Source organism: Pseudomonas sp. GW822-FHT04H02 (genome assembly GCF_058800645.1).
This window is the reverse complement of the sequence record NZ_JBXAMM010000003.1, coordinates 995,359-1,015,096: the sequence shown is the minus strand read 5'-3', so window position 1 is coordinate 1,015,096 and position 19,738 is coordinate 995,359. Positions and strand designations below refer to the sequence as shown.

The 19,738-nt window shown below is 61.8% G+C and carries 18 protein-coding genes and 2 tRNA genes; 4 read left to right on the top strand and 16 right to left on the bottom strand.

Annotated elements, in window-relative coordinates; translation table 11 throughout:
* Positions 1-33: 33 nt before the first annotated feature.
* The 8 genes from AC1RMG_RS17165 to AC1RMG_RS17130 all read right to left on the bottom strand — a co-directional run bounded on the left by AC1RMG_RS17165 (position 34) and on the right by AC1RMG_RS17130 (position 7,471).
* A complete protein-coding gene (locus AC1RMG_RS17165; RefSeq protein ID WP_103407751.1) occupies positions 34-720 on the bottom strand; it encodes a T6SS immunity protein Tli3 family protein in 687 nt (228 codons plus the stop codon).
* A gap of 118 nt (positions 721-838) precedes the next feature.
* On the bottom strand, positions 839-1,678 hold the full coding sequence (locus tag AC1RMG_RS17160) for a 5'-nucleotidase, lipoprotein e(P4) family (protein ID WP_065365183.1): 840 nt from the start codon (positions 1,676-1,678) through the stop codon (positions 839-841).
* 180 nt (positions 1,679-1,858) lie between these two features.
* A tRNA-Met gene (locus tag AC1RMG_RS17155) sits at positions 1,859-1,935 on the bottom strand.
* Positions 1,936-2,012: 77 nt separating this feature from the next.
* Positions 2,013-3,476, bottom strand: a complete 1,464-nt coding sequence (locus tag AC1RMG_RS17150; RefSeq protein ID WP_493169675.1) for an amidase — start codon at positions 3,474-3,476, stop codon at positions 2,013-2,015.
* A gap of 72 nt (positions 3,477-3,548) precedes the next feature.
* A complete protein-coding gene (locus AC1RMG_RS17145; RefSeq protein ID WP_011063422.1) occupies positions 3,549-4,583 on the bottom strand; it encodes an ABC transporter substrate-binding protein in 1,035 nt (344 codons plus the stop codon).
* Between the two features lie 27 nt (positions 4,584-4,610).
* Complete coding sequence (locus tag AC1RMG_RS17140; protein ID WP_065365185.1) at positions 4,611-5,420, bottom strand: ABC transporter permease; 810 nt, start codon at positions 5,418-5,420, stop codon at positions 4,611-4,613.
* Positions 5,417-6,337 carry an ABC transporter permease gene (locus AC1RMG_RS17135; RefSeq protein WP_011063420.1) on the bottom strand — a complete coding sequence of 307 codons (921 nt, stop codon included), beginning with the start codon at positions 6,335-6,337 and terminating at the stop codon, positions 5,417-5,419. The genes AC1RMG_RS17140 and AC1RMG_RS17135 overlap by 4 nt, the downstream gene beginning before the upstream one ends.
* Before the next feature lie 15 nt (positions 6,338-6,352).
* Positions 6,353-7,471, bottom strand: a complete 1,119-nt coding sequence (locus AC1RMG_RS17130) for an ABC transporter ATP-binding protein (protein ID WP_493169673.1) — start codon at positions 7,469-7,471, stop codon at positions 6,353-6,355.
* 226 nt (positions 7,472-7,697) lie between these two features.
* On the opposite strand from AC1RMG_RS17130, the gene AC1RMG_RS17125 reads away from it, so the two are divergent.
* Together AC1RMG_RS17125 and AC1RMG_RS17120 are read left to right on the top strand one after the other, a co-directional pair.
* The gene (locus AC1RMG_RS17125) at positions 7,698-8,606 is read left to right on the top strand and encodes a LysR substrate-binding domain-containing protein (protein WP_011063418.1); all 909 of its coding nucleotides are present in this window, start codon (positions 7,698-7,700) and stop codon (positions 8,604-8,606) included.
* An 87-nt stretch (positions 8,607-8,693) separates the two neighbouring features.
* Complete coding sequence (locus tag AC1RMG_RS17120; RefSeq protein WP_011063417.1) at positions 8,694-9,911, top strand: MFS transporter; 1,218 nt, start codon at positions 8,694-8,696, stop codon at positions 9,909-9,911.
* Between the two features lie 66 nt (positions 9,912-9,977).
* Here the strand turns inward: AC1RMG_RS17120 and AC1RMG_RS17115 are convergent, their stop codons facing one another.
* Entirely contained in the window at positions 9,978-10,868 is an 891-nt protein-coding gene (locus AC1RMG_RS17115) for a helix-turn-helix domain-containing protein (protein WP_015636982.1), read from the bottom strand.
* A gap of 190 nt (positions 10,869-11,058) precedes the next feature.
* Here AC1RMG_RS17115 and pobA point away from each other — a divergent pair, with 190 nt between their 5' ends.
* Together pobA and AC1RMG_RS17105 are read left to right on the top strand one after the other, a co-directional pair.
* Positions 11,059-12,246 (top strand): 4-hydroxybenzoate 3-monooxygenase, encoded by a 1,188-nt coding sequence (gene pobA / locus AC1RMG_RS17110; RefSeq protein WP_011063415.1) that lies wholly within the window; start codon positions 11,059-11,061, stop codon positions 12,244-12,246.
* Positions 12,247-12,435: 189 nt separating this feature from the next.
* Complete coding sequence (locus tag AC1RMG_RS17105) at positions 12,436-14,490, top strand: TonB-dependent receptor domain-containing protein (protein WP_493169671.1); 2,055 nt, start codon at positions 12,436-12,438, stop codon at positions 14,488-14,490.
* A gap of 58 nt (positions 14,491-14,548) precedes the next feature.
* Here AC1RMG_RS17105 and ychF read toward each other — a convergent pair whose 3' ends face one another.
* From ychF to lolB, 7 genes are all read right to left on the bottom strand, one after another.
* On the bottom strand, positions 14,549-15,649 hold the full coding sequence (gene ychF / locus AC1RMG_RS17100; protein ID WP_152686428.1) for a redox-regulated ATPase YchF: 1,101 nt from the start codon (positions 15,647-15,649) through the stop codon (positions 14,549-14,551).
* Between the two features lie 23 nt (positions 15,650-15,672).
* Positions 15,673-16,257, bottom strand: a complete 585-nt coding sequence (pth, locus tag AC1RMG_RS17095) for an aminoacyl-tRNA hydrolase (protein ID WP_011063412.1) — start codon at positions 16,255-16,257, stop codon at positions 15,673-15,675.
* 168 nt (positions 16,258-16,425) lie between these two features.
* A complete protein-coding gene (locus AC1RMG_RS17090; protein ID WP_011063411.1) occupies positions 16,426-17,025 on the bottom strand; it encodes a 50S ribosomal protein L25/general stress protein Ctc in 600 nt (199 codons plus the stop codon).
* Between the two features lie 138 nt (positions 17,026-17,163).
* The gene (locus AC1RMG_RS17085) at positions 17,164-18,105 is read right to left on the bottom strand and encodes a ribose-phosphate pyrophosphokinase (RefSeq protein WP_003171603.1); all 942 of its coding nucleotides are present in this window, start codon (positions 18,103-18,105) and stop codon (positions 17,164-17,166) included.
* Positions 18,106-18,152: 47 nt separating this feature from the next.
* Positions 18,153-18,227: transfer RNA gene (locus AC1RMG_RS17080), tRNA-Gln, on the bottom strand.
* Between the two features lie 36 nt (positions 18,228-18,263).
* Entirely contained in the window at positions 18,264-19,115 is an 852-nt protein-coding gene (gene ispE, locus AC1RMG_RS17075) for a 4-(cytidine 5'-diphospho)-2-C-methyl-D-erythritol kinase (protein ID WP_493169668.1), read from the bottom strand.
* 1 nt (position 19,116) lies between these two features.
* On the bottom strand, positions 19,117-19,734 hold the full coding sequence (lolB, locus tag AC1RMG_RS17070) for a lipoprotein insertase outer membrane protein LolB (protein WP_019095037.1): 618 nt from the start codon (positions 19,732-19,734) through the stop codon (positions 19,117-19,119).
* Positions 19,735-19,738 lie beyond the last annotated feature (4 nt).

The following is a 19,738-nucleotide window of genomic DNA, read 5'->3' as shown; positions in this document are numbered from 1 at the left end:
CCTGCTGCGGTTTTTCAAGCCCCACGTGCTGGGTCAGCCCTGTTTGGCCCCAGTGGCACAATTGAACCGGTCATCGATGGGTGCTTGGCGAGCGGGTTCGAAGTAGCCAGGTGTACGAGTGCTATCGGTGCGTTGCCAGCGTTGTGGGTAAGACAGCATCGAGTAGGGCGAGTGGTCCTTGAGCGTCTCGTAGTTCAAGGACAGGTCGATCTGCGCGGCGCCGTGCAGGAGGGGGCCTTCGATCGAAAGGACGGAGCCGGTCAGCCAGGTTCGCTCAGGGCTTTCCAGGTACCTGGGCGCGGTGATGCGCAGCCAGGTACGCCCGGCATCCTGGGAAAAGTACAGGCGCGGCAAGCCGGCCCCGCCCTTGCTGAAGCCCGGTCCTTGGGCAATCGGAATCACCAGGTAATTGGAGTTGGCAGCATCGATCATCAAGTGCGAACCACGGCCATGCACGGTGATGCCGTTGAATGAGCCAAAGGGTGCAACCGGGGTGTGGATGCCGAGCCGGGTGTCGGTGTAGTGCACCATGTCGCCACTACTGGCGATGACCGGCGAGGAACCGTTGCAGAGCTTGAAGGTGGTCCGGTCGATCTCGAAAAAGCGTGATGAGTCGATGCGGTAGATGACCCGGCCGGGCAGGTACTGGATCGGCTCGGGAGTGCTGCAGGCCCCAAGTACCCCGCACGAGATCAGCAACAGCAGCTTCCTTGCCCACATGAGAAAACGACTCCTTGTTCCTGCCTGAGTGCAGGGGCTGGCGTTTATGACATCCCTGGGGGCTTGGCGCAACACTGGCCATGGCGGGCCAGCGTTGCGCTGATGTTGCGGCGCCCTCTCAGGGCTTCATCTGCCAGGCCGTCGAGCTGGCCGCGGCCTTGAACTTGGCCCGATTTTCCGGAGTCGCCGGCGGTTCGGAGTCGCCGAAGATCGCCTTCAGCCAATGGCCATCGGTGGGGTTGGGGAAGAGGATGAACTTGCGGCCGAATTGCTCCTTGTCCTCGGTCATCAGGCTGCTGCGCTGCTTGACGTCGGCCACGTAGTACTTGCGTTTGAAGTCGTTGAGGTTGTCGCCCAGCATCAGCACCACGTTGTGGTCCTTGGCGATCTCCTGCTGCCGCGGCTCCTTGTTGGAGCTGTCGCGGTACACCGTCAGGTGCTGCTCATCGGCATAGGGCAGCTGGTTCTTGCGCAGGTTGGCCAGGGCGTATTCGTAGGTCTTTTCGCCCTGGTCGCGGCTGGTGACGTAGAACACTTCGACACCCTTGGACTGGGCGTACTTGAGGAACTCCACGGCGCCCGGGGTGGCCACCGGGCCATTGTCGGCGACCCATTTGTCCCAGGCCTCGTCGTCGAAGAACTCCTTGCCCGAATTGATCATGTAGCCCCAGTAGCTGTTGCTGCTGAGCACGGTGTCGTCAACGTCGCTGATGATCGCCAGTGGCCGCTCGCCGGCCTTGTGTTCCTGCAGGGCGCGGTCCAGTTGCAGGCGGGCGATGTTGAAGCCCTGGTAGTACAGCGCCTCGAATTCGGCGGCGGTTTGCTTCCAGGCCACGGCGGCGGTCAGCAGGTTGGAGGGCGGGGTAGGAGCCTGCTCGGCGAAGGTCGGGGTACAGGTGATTGCCAGGAGCGAGAACAGCCAGGGAGCGACCGCGGTTCGGGTGATTTTTGTTTTCATTTTCGAGCCCTTGAAGTGAGGATTGCGCAGCTCTCACAAACACTGCCGGAGTGTTCTATCCCAGCCAGTGGCGGTGCTCAATGCGGGTGTCGCGTTTGTGGATCAATGCGGCGTAATCCCCGGTACTTTTTCGCGGGCATAAAAAAACGGCCTACCTTGCGGTAAGCCGTTTTTAGTACTTGGTGGCTACACAGGGACTTGAACCCCGGACCCCAGCATTATGAATGCTATGCTCTAACCAACTGAGCTATGTAGCCAAGTGGCGCGCATTATTCGCTCGGAACGACAATGCGTCAAGCGTTTTTATAAAAAAATTATCTACGCTATCAACCGTTTATCCCTTCCCCCCGAAAATCAGCGGCGACGGGCAGCGCTGGAACCAGCGGCTGGCCTGTTCGTAGGCGTGGGCCAATTGCAGGACGGCGAAGTCGGCCTGGTGCTTGCCGATGATCTGCAAGCCCATGGGCAGGCCGTTGGCATTGAAGCCGGCCTGGACGCTGGCCACCGGGCAGCCGGACAACGTGCCGGGAATCACCAACTCCATCCAGCGGTGGTAGGTGTCCATGGCCACGCCTTCGATGTTGCGCGGCCAGGGTATGTTCTTGTCGAAGGGGAAGACCTGGGCGCTGGGCAGCAGCAGGTAGTCGAAGCGTTCGAACAGTTTTGAAATGGCGCGGTACCAGTCGCTGCGGATCACCGAGGCCTCGAACACCTGGCTGGCGGACAGCTTGAGGCCGTTCTCTACTTCCCAGATGGCTTCCGTCTTGAGTTGTGAACGCTTATGCGGGTCGGCATAGGCGCCGCCCAAGGACCCGGCGACCATCCAGTGGCGCAGGGTGCGCCAACTGCTCCACAGGCGTTCGGGGGCGAAGTCGGGGCTGGCCGGTTCTACGCTGCAGCCCAGGCTGCGGAAATCGCCCAAGGCCTTTTCGCAGAGCTCCAGCAGGCCTTTTTCCATTGGCAGGTAACCGTTGAAGTCCCCCAGCCAACCCAGGCGCGTGCCCTTGAAGTCGCGCTCCAGCGGGGCAGCGAAGCCCTGGCCGGATTCGGCGATGGACAGTGGCGCCCGTGCATCGCCGCCGGCCTGCACCGACAGCAGCAGGGCCGCGTCGCGCACGCTGCGGGCCATGGGGCCTTCGTAGCCGAGCTGGTCGATGAACAGGTCGCTGCTGTCGTCGAACGGCACCCGGCCCTGGGACGGGCGAAAACCGAAGATGTTGTTGAAGGCCGCCGGGTTGCGCAGCGAGCCCATCATGTCGCTGCCGTCGGCCACCGGCACCAGGTGCAGGGCCAGGGCCGCGGCGGCGCCACCACTGCTGCCGCCGGCGGTCTTGCTCGGGTCATAGGCACAGCCGGTGGCGCCGAACAGCGGGTTGTAGGTCTGGGAGCCGAGGCCGAATTCCGGGGTGTTGCTCTTGCCGATCAGGATCGCACCGGCGGCCTTGATCCGTTCCACCATGATGCCGTCGCGCTCTGGGATGAAATCCCGGTACAGCGGCGAACCCAGGGTGGTGCGGATGCCGTGGGTCAGGGACAGGTCCTTGATCGCGTGGGGCAGGCCGTGCATCCAGCCGCGATATTCGCCACGGGCCAGTTCGGCGTCGCGCCGGTCGGCCTCGGCCAGCAGGGCTTCGGCCGGTTGCAGGCTGACCAGGGCATTGACCAGGGGGTTGTAGTGCTCGATGTGGGCAAGGTAGGTCTGCATCACTTCCCGGCAGGAAACCTGACGCAGGCGGATACGCTCGGCGAGTTCATGGGCCTGGAGCAGGACCAGTTCGCTGGGGGGCTTGGCGATCATGGCAGGAGGGCCTTTCAAACGGCTTTAGAAACGCCCCGGCATCCAGGCCGGGGCGGCAGAAGTCAACGCAGCTCAGCGCATCAGGTTGGTCCACAGGCGGTCGGCAAGGCGGATTGCGCCTTCGCCGCAGGTCTGGCTGAAGACCACCTTGGTACCCTCGGGAATGTGCAGCTCGGGGGCGTCCTTCAGGCCGGCGTCGAGGAAGGGTTCGACGCCCTTGATCGGGCTCTGGTGCTTGAGGAAGTTCTGGGTCATGGCGGCGTTCTCAGGCTGGCTGAGGAAGGCGATGAAGGCCTTGGCGTTTGCCGGGTTCTTGCTGCCCTTGGGGATGACCATGTTGTCCACCCAGGCCAGCACGCCCTCTTTCGGGTAGAGGTACTTCAGGCCGGGCTTCATTTCCCGGGCGCGCATCGACGATCCGCCCCAGAACATCGACATGTCGATTTCCCCGGCCGCCAGGTTCTCGCGGATCGCCCCGGCCTTGGAGCTGTAGGTCTTGACGAAGGGCTTCTGCGCCTTGAGCAGGCCAAGGATCTGCTGCATCTGCTTGGGGTCTTCGCTGCACAGCGGAATGTTCAGGTACAGGCTGGCCATGTCGATCACTTCGCTCACCGAGTCGAACATGTTGATCCGCCCCTGCAGCTCCGCTGGCGGCTCGTAGAGCACCTTGTAACTGTCGCTCGGGCCTTTGTAGCGTTCGCCGTTGAGCACCACGCTGGTGGTGCCCCAGATGAAGGGCACCGAGTAGGCGCCTTCCGGGTCCCAGGTCGGGTTCTTCAGGTTGTCGACCACGCTGGCGTAATAGGGCTGCTTGGCCGGGTCGAAGCGCTCCAGCAACTGCTCCTTGATCAGGATCGGGATGAACTGGTGGGAGGGGATCGCCACGTCATAACCGGTGCCGCCCTGTTTCAGCTTGGCCAGCAGGGTTTCGTTGGAATCGTAGGAGTCCACCGTGACCTCGATACCGGTCTGCTTCTGGAACTTGGCGAGAATTTCCGGCGAAAAGTAGCCGCTCCAGCTCACGACGTTGAGTTTCTCGGCGGCCTGCACCGCCAGTGGCAGGCTCAGCAACAACGAGGTACCCAGGCTTGCGATCAACTTGCTCATGTCATTTCCCCAAGGTCAGTGGAAGGTTCAAGCGTGTTTCTTGCTCAGCAGATAAGAGAAGCTGACGAACAGCACCGAGACGCCGAGGATCAGCGTCGACACGGCGTTGACGTCGGGTGTCACGCCCATGCGCAACAGGCCGAAGATGAAGATCGGCAGGGTGGTGGTGCCGGCCTGGGACACCATCATCGAGATCACGAAGTTATCCAGGGAGACAATGAAGGCCAGCATCAGCCCGGAGACGATCCCCGGCATCAGCAGCGGCAGAGTCACCTTGCGAAAGGTGCGCCAGGGGCCGGCGTACAGGTCCGCCGCGGCGTGTTCCAGGGACAGGTCCATGTCGTTGAGGCGGGCGCGGATCGGCAAATAGGCGAAGGGGATGCAGAACACCGTGTGGGCGATGATCAGGTTGCCGTAGCCCAGGGACAGCCCCAGGGTGGAGAACAGCGCCAGGGTGGCCACGCCGACGACGATTTCCGGCAGCACCAGGGGCAGCATGATGGCGCCCATGGACAGTTGCAGGCCCTTGAACTTCGCCCCGCGTGAGGTGCCCAGGGCCGCCAGGGTGGCGATGGCGGTGGCCGCCATGCTGGCGCACACGGCGATCAGCAGGCTGTTGCCTGCCGCCTGGCGCAGGGCCTGGTTGGCGAACGCCGCGCGGTACCAGTCGAGGCTGAAGCCGCTCCACACCGTGGCCGACTGGTTGGCGTTGAAGGAGAACACCACCAGCACCAGGATCGGCGCGTAGAGGTACAGGTAGAACAGGAAGCTGAAACCGCCGAAGCCGGGAAAGTCCTGGACACCGAGGCCGTTGCGCTTGAACAGGCGGATCATCATGCACCCTCCTGAAGGGTTTTCTGGCGCTGGGCGCGCAGGGCGTAGACGGTCAGTACCAGCATCACCGCGGCCATCAGCACCAGCGACAGGGCGGCGCCGAAGGGCCAGTTACGGGCATCGCTGAACTGCCGGAAGATCAGGTTGCCAAGCATCATCCGGGTGCCGCCGCCCAGCAGTTCGGGGGCGATCATGGCGCCCAGGCAGGGCACGAAAGTCAGGATCGCCCCGGCGAAAATTCCCGGCTTGGCAATGGGCAGCACCACCTTGCGCAGGGTCCGAATGCGTCCGGCGTAGAGGTCCTGGGCCGCTTCCAGCAGGCGGGTGTCCATTTTCTCCAGCGTGGCGTAGATCGGCAGCACCACGAAGGGCGCGTAGGTGTAGACCAGCCCCAGCAGCACCGCACCGTCGGTGTACAGCAACTGCAACGGCTCGTGGATGACCCCCAGGCCCATCAGGCTGTTGTTGATCACCCCGGTGTTGCGCAGCAGCAGGATCCAGGCGTAGGTGCGGATCAGCAGGTTGGCCCAGAACGGCACGGTGATCAGGAAGATCAGCAGGCCGCGGCGCCGCACTGGCTGCATGGCCAGCCACACCGCTACCGGAAAACCGATCAGCAGGGTGATCACCGTGGTCAGCCCGGCGATGCCGATCGAGCGCAGGGCGATCAGCAGGTAGGAGTCGGCGAAGGCCAGGCTGTCGTCCAGTTGCCGTTCGAACAGCAGGGAGGTGTAGGCGTCGCTGCTGAAGACCTTGTTCACCCCGCCGTAGGGGTTGGCTTCCATCAACGAATAGCCGATGACGATAAGGATCGGCACGATCAGGAACAGGCCGATGGCGACCAGGGCCGGGCTGACCCCGAGAAAGCTGCGCAGGGCCTTGCGCCGTTCCAGGTGCTGGGAAATCGAAGAAGCGTGCATGGCGAATCCTCGTGGTCAATCCAGCAGGACGCTGGCGCTGCCGCGTTCGAACAGCAGCCCGGCGCTGCTGCCTACGCTCAGGCGCGGGTGGTGTTCGAGGCTGTTGGGCGTGCGCACGGTGAGGCGTGTGCCGTCGCCGAGGCTGACCTGGTATTGCAGGTCGGTGCCCAGGTAGATCAGCGCTTCGATGCGGCACGCCAGGGCGCCTTGCGAGGCATCACCACGCAGGTGCAAGCGCTCGGGGCGCACCGACAGGGTGACCTGCTGGCCGACCTTGGCGGTGGTGCAGGGTTGCGCCGGCAGCGCCTGCCCGGCGGGCCCGCTGAACCAGGCCAGGCCCGCTTCGACACGGCTGACCGTGGCCGGGATGAAGTTGGTTTCACCGATGAAGTCGGCGACGAAGCGATTGCGCGGCTGCTCGTAGATTTCTTCCGGGCGACCCACTTGTTGCACTTCGCCTTCGGAGAGCACGGCGATGCGGTCGGACAGGGTCAGGGCTTCTTCCTGGTCGTGGGTGACGAAGATGAAGGTGATACCGGTCTTGGCCTGGATGGCCTTGAGTTCTTCGCGCATGGCCTGGCGCAGCTTGAGGTCCAGGGCCGACAGCGGCTCGTCCAGCAGCAGTACCTTGGGGTGGGGGGCCAGGGCTCGGGCCAGGGCGATGCGTTGCTGCTGGCCGCCGGACAGCTGGTTGGGCTTGCGCGCCGCAAAGCGCTCCATCTGCACCAGGGCCAGCATCTCGCGCACCCGCTCGGCGATCTGCGCCTTGTTCAATATCTGGCCCATAGGGCGCGATTCCAGGCCGAAGGCCAGGTTCTCGGCCAGGGTCATGTGGGGGAACAGTGCGTAATGCTGGAACACCGTGTTCACCGGGCGCTCGAAGGGCGGCCGGTCGGCGATGTTCTCGCCATAGAGAAGGATCTCGCCCTGGGTCGGGAACTCGAACCCGGCGATCATCCGCAAGAGGGTGGTCTTGCCACAGCCCGAGGGGCCGAGAAGGGTGAAGAATTCGTTGTCGCGGATATCCAGGTCGATGTTCTTCAGGGCCACCGGGCCGCTGTGTGGATCGCCGTAGACCTTGCGCACTGAACGGATGGACACCGCCAGCGTTTGCAGCGCATGCAGGGCATTCATGCCTTACCTCCGATTCCCCCATGAGCTGTCGTGCAGGCCATGGATCTTGTTTTTCTTGGGCAGGATCGAAATGTGTCGGGTGCGTGGAAAGCTTGTCTTTGCAAGCTTTGCGCGGGTTTTACCGGGTTCTGCTGGGGCTGATTATCAGTGAGGGGTTGCGGGGGCGAAACATCAATTTTAACATACCGGCTGTTAAAAAATTTAATAGCAAGGGGCGGGCGAAATCATGGTCGAGCAGCGTTTGCCACCGTTGAATGCAGTGCGTGCTTTTGATGCCGCCGCCCGTCTTGGCAGCTATGTCGAAGCCTCAAGGGCCTTGCATGTGACCCAGCCGGCCATCGGCCGCCACGTGAAGCTGCTGGAGGACTGGCTCGGGGTGCAGCTGTTCGAGCGCACGTCCCGCGGCGTGAACCTGACCCCGGCGGGGGAGAAGTACCACCGCAAGATCGCCGCCGCCCTGCAACTGATCATCGAGGCCGGGCGCGAGGTACAGCCCAGGGCCGCCGAGCGCTGGCTGCGGATCATGGTCGTGCCGGGGTTTGCCAAGCGCTGGCTAACCCCGCGCCTGGAGGCGCTGCGCCACGTGCGCCCGGGCCTGAAGTTCGCCATCGAGCCGAACTCGACCTTTAGCGAAGTGGATGCCAAGAGCAGCGACCTGGGGATCGCCTACGGCCTGGACGGGCAATACGCCGAGTCCCGGGTCAGCCTGATCTGCCCCCGGGTGTTTCCCATCTGCACCCCGGCCTACCTGGCCAGTATCGAGGCGATTCGCGAGCCGGCGGACCTGGCCCGCCATGAGTTGATCCACTTCGATGACGGCGAGTGGTGGAACATGTGGTTCGCCGCCAATGGCCTGGATATCCAGCTCACGTCCGACCTGATCTACGTGAACAACGACCATGCGCTGTCGGTGGCTGAAAGCGGCGGTGGTATTGCCCTGGCCAACGAAGTGCTGGTGCGCGAGGAGCTCAAGGCCGGCACCCTGGTGCGGGTGCTGGAAGACCAGGTGCAGCTGGAAAGCTACCGGGTGCTGACCCCGGCCAGCGAGTGGTCGGAGGACGTGGAATGGTTTATCCAGTGGCTCAAGGCCGAGCTGGAAGCGGATTTCCCCGAGGCGCGAATCGGGGTTCGTTAGCAAGCTAATGGGATGGCGCGACTGCACCGAAAAATGGCACATTGACGCACCTGCCCCTGTGCACCCACCCGTTGTACGGAAAATCCTATGGCTAGCAGCAACTCCCCGAGCGTCGCCGCGACGGCTTCCCCGGCTTCGCAAAGCAGTCCCCTGGTCCTGCGCATCATTGGTGCGGTGGCCCTGGCGCACCTGATCAACGACTTGATCCAGGCAGTGCTGCCGGCGATCTACCCAATGCTCAAGGACAGCTACGGCCTGACCTTCACCCAGGTCGGCCTGATTACCCTGACCTTCCAGCTGACCGCGTCGCTGTTGCAGCCCTGGGTCGGCTACTACACCGACCGCCGGCCTCAACCATTCCTGCTGCCGGCGGGAATGATCTGCACCCTGATCGGCATCCTGATGATGTCCCAGGTCGGCAGCTTTCCCTTGATCCTGCTGGCAGCAGCATTGATCGGCATTGGCTCCTCGACCTTCCATCCGGAGGCTTCGCGGGTCGCGCGGCTGGCCTCGGGCGGGCGCTATGGTCTGGCCCAGTCGAGCTTCCAGGTCGGCGGCAATGCCGGCACCGCCTTCGGCCCCTTGCTGGCTGCGGCCATCATCATTCCCTACGGCCAGGGCAATGTGGCCTGGTTCGGCCTGTTCGCGCTGTTTGCCCTGGTGGTGCTGTACGCCATCAGCCGCTGGTATGCCAACCACCTGCGCCTGTACAAGCTCAAGCAGGGCCAGGCGGCGACTCACGGCCTGTCCAGGAACCGGGTGATCAGCGCCCTGGTGGTCCTCGGGCTGCTGGTGTTTTCCAAGTATTTCTACATGGCCAGCTTCACCAGCTACTTCACCTTCTACCTGATCGAGAAATTCGACCTGTCGGTGGCCAGCTCGCAACTGCATCTGTTCCTGTTCCTGGGAGCCGTGGCGGCGGGAACCTTCTTCGGCGGCCCGATCGGCGACAAGATCGGGCGCAAGGCAGTGATCTGGTTCTCGATCCTCGGGGTGGCGCCGTTCACTCTGTTGCTGCCCCATGTCGACCTGTTCTGGACCAGCGTCCTGAGCGTGGTGATCGGTTTTATCCTGGCCTCGGCATTCTCCGCCATCGTGGTGTACGCCCAGGAACTGGTGCCGGGCAACGTTGGCATGATCGCCGGGGTGTTCTTCGGCCTGATGTTCGGTTTTGGCGGGATCGGTGCGGCGCTGCTGGGGCACCTGGCGGACATTCATGGCATCGAGTATGTGTACTACCTGTGCTCGTTCCTGCCGCTGTTCGGGGTGCTGGCGATCTTCCTGCCGCGTACCCGCAAAGCCTGATGGCTTGAGGCGTGCTGGCGATAGAACGCCCGGGGTTCTGGCCCCGGGCTTTTTTTTGCCTGGGCTTCAGCCGCCCTGGCGGGTGTGCCCGGTGCCTTGGCGAAAGGCGTTGGGTGTCTGGCCGCCGAGGCGCTTGAAGAAGCGGGAAAAGTAGGTGGGGTCGCTGAAGCCCAGGTTGTCCGAGAGCTGGCTGATGCTGATGTTGGTGTAGATCAGGTTGCGCTTGGCCTCCAGCATCAGGCGCTGGTGGATGATCTGCAACGCGGTCTGCCCGGCCAGTTCCCGGCACAGGGTATTGAGGTGCACGCTGGACAGGCCGATGCGATGGGCCAGGGCTTCCACCGTCGGGTGCTCCTGGTAATGCTGCTCCACCAGCTTGATGAAGTGCCCCAGCAGTTGCTGGTTGCGCTCGCTGCGGTTGCTGGGCGTCACGTTCTGCTGGCGTCGGCGGCTGATCCACACCAGCAGTACGTTGACCAGCGAATGCAGCAGCAGGTCCCGCGCCGAGGCGCTGCCTTCGTATTCCTCCAGCAAGGTCTTGAACAGGCTGTTGAGGCGCTGCCGGTCACGGCCCACCGGGTAGCGCCCGGCCGCGGCCAGGACCGCCAGCGGCGCCCCCAGCTGGCTTTCCAGCTGGGCCACCAGCGGCGCACCCAGGGTCAGCACGTAGCCCTCGATGTTCTCGGAAAACTGAAAGCCGTGGACCATCAGCGGCGGCACCACCTGGATGGTTGCTTCGCGCACGTCCTCGCGGCGCCCTTCGACTTCCACCAGGGCCTGTCCGCTTTGCACATAGAGCAGTTGATACAGGTCGGCGTGGCGGTGCGGCTTGATCTCCCAGTGGTGCAGGCTGCTGCGCTTGGGGATGGATTCACAGTGCAGCAGGTCCGGAGTCGGCCAGGCCTGGTTTTCGCCGTAGAGCTTGAATACGGGGATGCTGGAGCGACTGGCTTTCATCGGGCGCGGCCCTGGGGGTGAAGGATTGGAATGCTCGATAATCGAACGCTGTTTTCAAAAGTGCATTTTTACGGCGGTTAATCACCATTTTTTGCGATTTTTGTCGGCAAAAATGCAGGGGTACAACAATAACCATAAATTCCGGATTTCGCCTGCACGGTGACTGGAATGCCCTTATGAGACGACAACAATGAAAACTCAGGTTGCGATTATCGGCGCCGGACCTTCCGGCCTTCTGCTGGGCCAACTGCTGCACAAGGCCGGCATCGACACCGTGATTGTCGAGCGCCAGACCCCGGACTACGTGCTGGGCCGCATCCGTGCCGGTGTGCTGGAGCAGGGCACCGTGGACATGCTGCGCGAGGCCGGTGTGGCCCGCCGCATGGACGCTGAAGGCCTGGTCCATGAAGGGGTGGAGCTGCTGATGGGCGGCAAGCGCGTGCGTATCGACCTCAAGGCCCTGACCGGCGGCAAGACGGTGATGGTGTATGGCCAGACCGAAGTCACCCGCGACCTGATGGAGGCCCGCGCTGCCTGCGCAGCGCCGATCATCTATTCGGCGGACAAGGTGCAGCCCCATGATATGAAGGGCGCGCAGCCCTATATCACCTATGAAAAAGACGGCCAGCTGCAGCGCATCGACTGCGATTACATTGCCGGCTGCGACGGTTTTCATGGTGTGGCACGCAAGAGCATCCCCGAAGACGTGCTGACCCACTACGAGCGCGAATACCCCTTCGGCTGGCTGGGGCTGCTGTCCGATACCCCACCGGTCAATCACGAACTGATCTATGGGCAGCATGAACGTGGTTTCGTGCTGTGCAGCCAGCGCTCCCTGACCCGCAGCCGCTACTACCTGCAAGTCCCGCTGAGCGACAAGGTCGAGGACTGGTCCGACGAGCGCTTCTGGAACGAGCTCAAGGCCCGTCTGCCAGAAGAGGTGGCGGCTGACCTGGTGACCGGGCCAGCGCTGGAGAAAAGCATCGCGCCGCTGCGCAGCTATGTGGTGGAGCCCATGCAGTACGGCAAGCTGTTCCTGGTGGGGGACGCGGCCCATATCGTTCCGCCTACCGGTGCCAAGGGCCTGAACCTGGCGGCCTCCGATGTGTGCTACCTGTACCGGATCCTGGTCAAGGTCTACCGCGAAGGGCGTACCGAGCTGCTGGAAAAGTATTCCGAACTGGCCTTGCGCCGGGTGTGGAAGGGCGAACGCTTCAGCTGGTTCATGACCAATCTGCTGCACGATTTCGGCGACCGGCAGGATGCCTGGGACCACAAGATGCAGCAGGCCGATCGCGAATATTTCCTCAACTCCCACGCTGGCCTGGTGAACATTGCCGAGAACTATGTGGGCCTGCCTTACGAAGAAATCTGCTGAGCCCACGACCCTGAAGCGACCCGCATGCAGTGGGCCGTTTCAGGGCGCTGCCTGCAACGGGCGGCAAGCCGTAATGTAACAGTGCGGAAACATTCCTATTTATAAATGATATTCATTAGCATTACACTCCGATCCCTCTCTCCCTTGATGCACCATCCGGGTGCATTGAATCGACAAGGATCGTTTGTAATGAAAGTCAGCTCCTGCCTGTTCAATTCGCTTCTGCTCAGCGCCGGTGTCGGCCTGCTGGCCCCGCTGGCGCAGGCCGGCGATGCGGTTGAAGAGGCCAAGCCTGCATCGTTGGAACTGGATACCGCCTTTGTCACGGCTACTGGCGGCGCCACGGATCTCAAGGATGCCCCGGCCAGTGTCAGCGTCATCACCCGCGAGGAAATCGAGCGCCAGCCGGTCTATGACCTCAATACCCTGCTGCGCCGGGTGCCGGGGGTGACCGGTGGTTTCGGCCCGGTGGGCGAGCAGTCGAAGATCAAGCTGCGGGGGCTGGACGACAAGTACACGCTGATCCTGGTGGATGGCAAGCGGGTCGGCAGTTCCGCGGACCTGAGTTATCGCCGCGACCTGGCGCGCCAGGACCTGAACTGGATCTCGCCGAACATGATCGAGCGCATCGAGATCGTCCGCGGGCCTATGTCGTCGCTGTATGGTTCGGACGCCATGGGCGGGGTGATCAATATCATCACCCGCAAGGTCTCGCGGACCTGGACCGGCTCGGCCAGCACCAATATCACCGTGCCCAAGGATTCCGACCGCGGCCAGACCACTCAGTACAGCGTGAATGCGGCAGGTCCGCTGACGGAGTCCCTGGGGCTGCGCCTGGGGGCCAACGTCACGCGTCGGGCTGCGGATGAGGTAGAGGCGCGGCGCGATGCCCAGGGCGATTTCATGTACGACGATGGCGCGGGCGGCTCCAAGGATCAGAGCGTGAATGCACTGCTGGACTGGCAGATCAACCAGGAGCAGAGCCTGTCCTTCGAGGCGGTGCATGGCGTTGAGCATTCCTGGGCATCAAAGAAGACCTTTGGTGATTGGGACGAGACCATTGGTGGCGCCTTTGGCCCCAGCCGACTGACTCGCGACAGCTACATCCTGTCCCACACCGGTGACTGGAGCTTTGGTACCACGAAGCTCGATGCCTACCTGAACAAGTACCGCAACGACCTGGATGGGGGCAAAGCCAACTCCGAGGAGAAGATTGTCGAGGGCAGTCTCAATCTGCCCTTCGAGCTGCTGGTGGATCAGCGCCTGACGCTGGGCGGGCAATGGAAGCGCGAGGAGCTGACCAACACCAATACCCTGGGCACTGTGCCGGTGGATTACCAGGGCACGCCGGTTAATGGCTCGACCTTGAAGGGCGATTACTCGGCGGCCTTTATCGAGGATGAGCTGTTTCTGCTGGACAACCTGTCCCTGACCCTGGGCAACCGTTTCGACCACAGCGACAAGTACGGCAACCACAACAGTCCGCGGGCGTATGTGGTTTATCACCCGCACCCGGACTGGACCGTGCGTGGCGGTGTTTCCAAGGGCTTTCGTGCGCCGAGCCTGAAGGAAGGCAGTGCGGGAGCGGCGACTGAATCCGGTGGCCGTGGTTGTGGTTCCTTGCGTCCGTTGGGCTATGGAGGCGGCAGTTGCTGGATGGCTGGCAATCCGAACCTGATGCCGGAAACCAGCACCAACAAGGAAATGGGTGTGTCGTTCGATCATGACGGCTGGGAAGCCGGCCTGACCTACTTCCACACCGATTTCACCGACAAGATCGAATACGGTCCATTGGGCAAGTATCAGGGCCGCTGGTGGACCATGCTGGAAAACGTCGACAAGGCCCGCACCCGTGGCTGGGAAGGCACCACTCGGGTTCCGCTGGGCGACTCCGTGACGTGGCGCACCAACGCCACCTACATGCTGGAAAGCAAGAACCTGTCCACCGGCGAGGATTTGATCAGCTCGCCCAAGCTGTCGGCGTTCAGCGCGCTGGACTGGCAGGTCAACGATCGTTTGAGTACCGAACTGTCGGCGCAGCACGTCGGCAAGCAACGGGGCGTGGGCAATGATTTCGTGCAGTCCTATACCACTTACGACCTGACGGCGAACCTGGCGTTGACCAAGTGGCTGACCTTGAACGGCGGGGTGCAGAACTTGATGGACAAGGACCTGCGGGACGGATCGACCAACTTCTATGTGCCCGGACGGGCGTTCTTCGCGGGGGCGACCACTTACTTCTGAGGCCGCTGGATGTAGCGGGGGAATCAGCCCCATTGCCAGGCAATGGGGCTGAAGGGGATCACACGTTGAAGCGGAAGTGCATCACGTCGCCGTCCTTGACGATGTATTCCTTGCCTTCCAGGCGCCATTTACCGGCTTCCTTGGCTCCGGCTTCACCCTTGAACTGGATGAAGTCGTTGTAGGCGATGACTTCGGCACGGATGAAGCCTTTCTCGAAGTCGGTGTGGATCACCGCGGCCGCTTGGGGCGCGGTAGCACCGACACGCACGGTCCAGGCGCGAACTTCCTTCACACCTGCGGTGAAGTAGGTCTGCAGGTTGAGCATTTCGTAGCCGGCGCGGATCACCCGGTTCAGGCCGGGCTCTTCCAGGCCCAGGGCCTCGAGGAACATGTCCTTTTCTTCGCCGTCATCGAGCTCGGCGATTTCCGCCTCGATCTTGTTGCACACCGGCACCACGATCGCGCCTTCTTCCTCGGCAATGGCCTTGACCACGTCCAGCAGGGGGTTGTTCTCGAAGCCGTCTTCGGCAACGTTGGCGATGTACATCACCGGCTTGGTGGTCAGCAGGTGGAAGCCACGGATGATCAGCTTCTCGTCGGCGCTCATGTCCTTCATCAGGCTGCGGGCCGGCTTGCCTTCGGTGAAGTGGGCGATCAACTGCTCCAGCAGGGCTTTCTGGGCCACGGCATCCTTGTCACCGCCCTTGGCGTTGCGGGCGACTTTCTGCAACTGTTTTTCGCAGCTGTCGAGGTCGGCAAAGATCAGTTCCAGGTCGATGATTTCGATGTCGCGCTTGGGATCGACGCTGTTGGACACGTGGATCACGTTGTCGTCTTCGAAGCAGCGGACCACATGGGCGATGGCGTCGGTTTCGCGGATGTTGGCCAGGAACTTGTTGCCCAGGCCTTCACCTTTCGAAGCACCGGCCACCAGGCCGGCGATGTCGACGAACTCCATGGTGGTGGGCAGCACGCGCTCGGGCACGACGATGGCGGCCAGGGCGTCCAGGCGCGGGTCGGGCATCGGCACGATACCGCTGTTGGGCTCGATGGTGCAGAAGGGGAAGTTCTCGGCCGCGATCCCGGATTTGGTCAGGGCGTTGAACAGGGTGGACTTGCCGACGTTAGGCAGGCCGACGATGCCGCAATTGAATCCCATGGTGTATTCCCCGAGGAGTAGAGTCAGGCCTTCTGGCTGTGCAGGTTTTTCATCGCGCGGTTCCATTCACCGGCGAAGATATCCGGCAGCACGCCGAGGGCAAAATCGATGCTGGCATCGAGTTTTTCCTGTTCGGCGCGTGGCGCACGACCCAGGACAAAGTTTGAAACCATACTGGCAACGCCCGGATGGCCGATGCCGAGCCGCAGGCGGTGAAAGGTATTCTGATTACCGAGCTGCGCGATGATGTCCCGCAGTCCGTTGTGCCCGCCATGGCCGCCGCCGGTCTTGAGCTTGGCGACGCCTGGCGGCAAGTCGAGTTCGTCGTGGGCCACCAGGATCTCTTCCGGCTTGATGCGGAAGAAGCCGGCAAGCGCCGCCACGGCCTGGCCGCTGCGGTTCATGTAGGTGGTGGGAATCAACAGACGAATGTCCTGACCCTGGTGACTGAAGCGCCCGGTCAGGCCGAAATACTTGCGATCGGCGACAAGGTTGATCCCTTGTTTTTCGGCGATGCGCTCAACAAAAAGGGCCCCTGCGTTATGCCGGGTCTGTTCGTATTCGGTGCCTGGATTACCCAGGCCAACGATCAGTTTGATGGCAGTCACGATAGGGGCCCTTCTTTGGAGTGGTGGATGACATCGCCGCAACCGGTGCTACGGCGAAAGTGGACGACAAGAGCTGGGTTGCCTTGCGGCAAACTTCGCGTTCTCGCCCGCTTTCTCGCTACGTTCCAGTCCGCGATGTACTCCGCTTAACTCCCGCGTCAGAGTGAATTACTCTGCAGCGCCTTCTGCAGCTTCTGGAGCAACACGTGGAGCGTGAACGTTGGCTACTGCCAGGTCGTTGCCGTGTGCCAGGGCCACGAATTCAACGCCTTTAGGGGCCTTGATGTCGGACAGGTGAACAATGGTGCCGATTTCAGCGTCAGCCAGGTCGACTTCGATGAACTCAGGCAGGTCTTTGGGCAGGCAGGAAACTTCGATTTCCGCGATTACGTGCGAGATCTCGCCGCCTTTCTTGACCGGAGCAGCTTCGTTGATGAAGTGCACTGGAACGATGGCGGTCAGTTTCTGACCAGCAACCACGCGAACGAAGTCAGCGTGCATCACGTGGCCTTTGGCCGGGTGACGTTGCAGGGCCTTGATCACGACGTTCTGCTTGGTGCCACCAACGTTCAGTTCGATGATGTGGCTGTAGGCAGCTTCGTTTTCCAGCAGCTTGGCAACTTCTTTGGCCAGCATGCTGATGGATTCAGGGGCTTTGTCGCCACCGTAAACTACAGCTGGAACCAGGCTTGCGAGACGACGCAGGCGGCGGCTCGCACCTTTCCCCAGGTCGGAACGCACTTCAGCATTCAGAGTAAAATCGTTCATGTTGTATCTCCAAAATAACCACACTCGCCCCAGCGTTTGCGACCAGCGCTAAAGGCGATATGGGCAAAAAAGCCCCGTCCCAACACAGGTTGGGACGGGGCGCTTTTCGTCATCGGGATGTTCTGCCAGGGACGGGCCCTAGCGGAACATCGCGCTGATCGATTCTTCGTTGCTGATACGGCGAACCGCCTCGGCAACTACCGGTGCGATATCCAGTTGACGGATACGCGCACAGGCTTGTGCAGCAGCGGACAGCGGGATGGTGTTGGTCACCACCAGCTCGTCCAGCACGGAATTTTCAATGTTCTCGATGGCCCGACCCGACAGCACAGGGTGTGTGCAGTAGGCAAAGACCTTGGCTGCGCCATGCTCTTTCAGGGCCTTGGCCGCGTGGCACAGGGTGCCGGCGGTATCGACCATGTCATCGACCAGAATGCAGGTGCGTCCTTCGACGTCGCCGATGATATGCATCACTTCGGAGTGATTGGCTTTCTCACGACGCTTGTCGATGATCCCGAGATCAACGCCCAGGGACTTGGCCACGGCACGTGCACGCACGACGCCGCCAATGTCCGGGGACACGATCATCAGGTTTTCGAAACGCTGATCTTCGATGTCATCCACCAGAACCGGGGAGCCGTAGATGTTATCTACCGGAATATCGAAGAAGCCCTGAATCTGGTCAGCATGCAGATCAACCGTGAGAACACGGTCGATGCCGACTACGGTGAGCATGTCAGCGACGACTTTCGCGCTGATAGCCACACGTGCGGAACGCGGACGGCGATCCTGACGGGCATAACCAAAATAAGGAATAACAGCAGTGATACGAGTAGCTGAGGAACGGCGGAAGGCGTCGGCCATCACCACGAGTTCCATCAGGTTATCGTTGGTCGGAGCGCAAGTCGGCTGAATAATGAAGACGTCTTTACCGCGGACATTTTCATTGATCTCGGCAGTAATTTCGCCGTCGGAAAATTTTCCAACAGAGATGTCACCGAGAGGGATATGCAGCTGACGTACGACACGCCGAGCCAGATCGGGGTTAGCGTTCCCCGTAAAGACCATCATCTTGGACACGCGCAGTACCTGAAGGCTGAGGGTATACCTGGATGAGTATAGGAAAATGGCAGGGGCGGCTGGATTCGAACCAACGCATGGCAGGATCAAAACCTGCTGCCTTACCGCTTGGCGACGCCCCTGTATCTGTTGCTTCGAATGCCTGGCACTCGGTTCCTTTAGAGCAGACTTTGCAGCTTGCGATGCAACATCGAAACGTTGCTTCCTTTGGCTACAAACCCTGTAAGGGTCTCTGTAAGAAGGGCCGAGACTTTATCAGCTTCAGCTTTGCTTGGGAAGCCCCCAAACACACAACTTCCAGTTCCAGTCAGTTTTGCTTCGGTAAATTTACCTAGCAAATTCAATGCGTTACGTACTTCTGGATAACGCCTTGCGACTACCGGAAGGCAGTCGTTTCTGCTGTTTCCCTTGGGAACGGGGCGCACTTTAATGGGCGCGGTGTTCCGTGTCAACAAAGGATCTGAAAAAATTTCTGCTGTACTAACAGACACTTGCGGGACCAGTACCAGATACCAGGGTTCTTCGGGATATTCAGGGGTCAGTTTTTCCCCCACACCTTCGGCGAAGGCAGCATGCCCGCGTACGAAAACCGGAACATCGGCGCCCAGGGTCAGCCCCAGTGCGGCCAGTCGGTCTTCGTCCCAGCCCAGTTGCCACAAGTGATTGAGGCCCAGCAGGGTGGTGGCGGCATTCGAACTGCCGCCGCCGATGCCGCCGCCCATGGGCAGGACCTTGTCGATCCAGATGTCGATGCCCTGGGGGCAGCCCGATTGTTCCTGGAGTTTCTTCGCCGCCTTGACGATCAGGTTGCTGTCGTGGGGCACGCCTTCGAACGCGGTGTGCAGGCGAATCACGCCGTCATCGCGCAGGGCGAAAGTGATTTCATCGCCGTAGTCGAGAAACTGGAACAGGGTCTGCAGCTCGTGATAGCCATCTTCACGGCGACCGAGGATGTGCAGCATCAGATTGAGTTTGGCCGGGGAGGGCAGGGTCAGTTTTTTCACGGACATTTCATTGCCCCAGCTTGCGCGGCAGCCATTCCTTGATCACCAGGGTGACGTCAAGGTCGCTGCCGTGCAGTTTGATCCGCTCGGGCAGCCAATAGCCGTTCTGCTGCGAGTAGCTGCTGTATTCCACCTGCCAGCCATCTTGCTCCAGGCTCGCCAGATGGCTGTCGCCGTCCAGGGTCAGGCGGCTTTTGCTGTCGGGCGCGGGCAGGCCGCGAACCCACCAGGCCAGGTGCGAGACCGGCAGCTTCCAGCCCAGCTGTTCTTCCAGCAGGGTTTCCGGGCTTGCGGATTCATAGCGACCCTGGTTGGCCACTTCCAGGCTGACCTGGCCGGGACGACCGGTGAGTCGTGCGGCGCCACGGCCCAGCGGGCCTGACAGGCGGATGTCGTAGTAGTCCTGGCGTTGCAGCCAGAACAGCGTGCCGCTGCCGGAATCCTTGGGGGCACGAATGCCGATCTTGCCGTTGATCTGCCAGCCGTCGAGGCCGGTCAGTTGATCCTTGTGCAAGCGCCATTGCGCAGGGTTGCCCTGGCCCTGGACGGACTCGCGGGCACCGAAGCCGGCGCAGCCGGCCAGCAGGGCGATAAAGCTGAAAACGATAAAGTGGCGCAAAAACATGGTC